Annotated in this window: 1 protein-coding gene and 1 pseudogene; one reads left to right on the top strand and one right to left on the bottom strand. The window is 68.3% G+C overall.

Annotated elements, in window-relative coordinates:
• A partial coding sequence (locus tag RIF93_RS19850) for a DNA gyrase subunit B (protein WP_309093174.1) occupies positions 1 to 2,143 on the bottom strand: 2,143 nt, incomplete at its 3' end.
• A gap of 180 nt (positions 2,144 to 2,323) precedes the next feature.
• Between RIF93_RS19850 and RIF93_RS19855 the strand changes: the two are divergent.
• A pseudogene (locus RIF93_RS19855) lies at positions 2,324 to 2,797 on the top strand (hypothetical protein); the annotation flags it as partial.

The following is a 2,797-nucleotide window of genomic DNA, read 5'->3' on the forward strand; positions in this document are numbered from 1 at the left end:
TGCGGGTGAAGGTGGCGACCCCCGAGAACGACTCCGCCAGCACCTTGGCCCGCTCGGCCAGGCGGCGGGCGACGGCCGCGTGCAGCAGGATGTCGTCCAGCACGATGCGCTCGGACACGCCGCGCTTGATCCGGCTGAAGACATAGCTGCCCTGTTCGCCCTTCTCGCCGGTCCAGGCGCCGTCGCCTTCCTCGGCGTAGAGGTCCAGCCGCTTGGCCGCCACCGCGGGATCCCCGCCGCCGTCGGCGAACAGGCCGGCCAGCGCCGCCTGCTCGATGGCGAAGGCCGGCGCCCGCGTCGCCAGGCGCTCGATGTTGGCCCGCGCCGCCCGCGAGCCGTTCACCAGCCGCAGCAGGTCGGGCCCCGCCAGCCGCTCGCCGGACGACAGGTCCAGCATGGCGCCGTCCGTGCCCTCGTCGACGAGATAGGTCTCGAGTTCGCTGTCGTCCTTCAGGTAGCGCGAGGACTTGCCCTTCGCGGCCTTATAGAGCGGCGGCTGGGCGATATAGAGGTAGCCCCGCTCGATCACCTCCGGCATCTGCCGGTAGAAGAAGGTCAGCAGCAGGGTCCGGATGTGGGCGCCGTCGACGTCGGCGTCCGTCATGATGACGATCTTGTGGTAGCGCAGCTTCTCGATGTCGAAGTCGTCGCGGCCGATGCCGGCGCCGAGCGCCGTGATCAGCGTGCCCACCTGATCCGACGACAGCATCTTGTCGAAGCGGGCCCGCTCCACGTTCAGGATCTTGCCGCGCAGGGGGAGGATCGCCTGGTTCTCGCGGTTTCGCGCCTGCTTGGCCGAGCCGCCGGCGGAGTCACCCTCGACCAGGAACAGTTCCGATTTGGCGGGGTCCTTCTCCTGGCAGTCGGCAAGCTTGCCGGGCAGGGAGGTGATGTCGAGCGCCGACTTGCGGCGGGTCAGCTCCCGCGCCTTTCGGGCGGCTTCCCGGGCGGCGGCGGCCTCGGCGATCTTCTGGACGATCATCCGGGCTTCGTTCGGATGCTCCTCGAACCAGGTCGAGAGCCCCTCGCTGACGAGGTTCTCCACGGCGGGGCGGACCTCGGACGAGACCAGCTTGTCCTTGGTCTGCGACGAGAACTTCGGGTCGGGCACCTTCACCGACAGGACGCAGGTCAGGCCTTCGCGGGCGTCCTCGCCTGAAACCGAGACCTTCTCGCGCTTGGCCGCGCCCGATTGCTCGGCATAGCCCGTGATGATGCGCGTGAGCGCCGAGCGGAACGCCGCCAGGTGGGTGCCGCCGTCACGCTGCGGGATGTTGTTCGTGAAGCAGAGGACGTTCTCGTGGTAGCCGTCGTTCCACCAGAGCGCCATGTCCAGCTCGACGGTGTCCTTGCGGCCGCGCACCACGATCGGGCTCTTGATCAGCGGATGCTTGGCCTTGTCGAGGTGGCGCACGAAGGCCTCGATGCCGCCCTCATAGCTCATGACCTCCTCGAAGGGCTCGGCCCCGCGGTGGTCCTTCAGCCAGATGGTCACGCCCGAATTCAGGAACGCCAGCTCGCGCAGGCGGTGCTCCAGGGTCTTCAAGTCGAACTCGATGAAGCGGAAGGTCTCCAGCGACGGGAGGAAGGTGACCTCGGTGCCGGTCAGGAACTCGCCGTTCTCGCGCTTGGGCGACACGCCGGTCACCTTCAGCGGCGAAACCGCGTCGCCCCTGCGGAACTCCATCTCGTGCTGCTGGCCGTTCCGATGGATCTTCAGCTTCAGGAAGTCGGACAGGGCGTTCACGACTGAGACGCCCACGCCGTGCAGGCCGCCCGAGACCTTGTAGCTGTTCTGGTCGAACTTACCGCCGGCGTGCAGCTGGGTCATGATGACCTCGGCCGCCGAGACGCCTTCGCCCTCGTGGATGTCGGTGGGGATGCCGCGGCCGTCGTCGGTGACCGTGCACGAGCCGTCCGGATTGAGGATCACCTCGACCCTCGTGGCCCAGCCCGCCAGGGCCTCGTCGATGGCGTTGTCCACCACCTCGTAGACCATGTGGTGCAGCCCCGAGCCGTCGTCGGTGTCGCCGATGTACATGCCCGGGCGCTTGCGCACCGCGTCCAGGCCCTTCAGCACCTTGATGGACTCCGCGCCGTACTCGGCCGCGCCGTTGCCGTTCGTTTCGGTGTCTTCGCTCATTCTTCGTCCGATGGGGGCGCGTCTGCGGGAAGAAGTGGCCCTGCGGCCCGACGGCGCCTAGGCTGCGGGCGTGAAACCCGCGAAACTTGCTTCGTTATATAGGGTTCAAAGCTGATTCTGCACGTTTTTCACCAGCTCGGCGCGTGGGCCAATCGGCGCATCCTCGCCCGGCTCGCGGCCTTGGCGCTCGCGGCCGGCTCAGCGGCACCGGCTGTTGCCGCGCCGGCCGCGGACACGCCTCCGGACTGGCTGCGGCGCCCCTCCGGCGAAGACCTCGCCGCCGCCTACCCCGAGATCGCCCGTCGATTGATGCTCCCCGGCTATGCCGTGATCTCCTGCGGAACGAGCGATCTGGGCGAGCTCCGGGACTGCAAAACCGACGTCGAGAGGCCCGCGGGGCTCGGCTTTGGCCACGCAACGCTGTCGCTGGCGCCCACCTTCCGGATGCGGCCGAGGCACGTCGGCGGACGGCCCGTCGCCGGCGGGAAGGTCCGCATCCCCATGCGTTTCACCCTTGAGCCCGCGGAGCAGCTCGAGGTGGCGCAACCGCCAGCGGGTCCGCGCCTCGATCTCGGCCTGAGATTGGCGGACCTCTTCAAGGCGAGCGAAAAGGTGGAGGCCAGCTACCTGAAGATCGCTCGTGAGCTGGAATTC

Origin of the sequence: Phenylobacterium sp., assembly GCF_031181185.1 — a bacterium.
GTDB lineage: Bacteria > Pseudomonadota > Alphaproteobacteria > Caulobacterales > Caulobacteraceae > Phenylobacterium.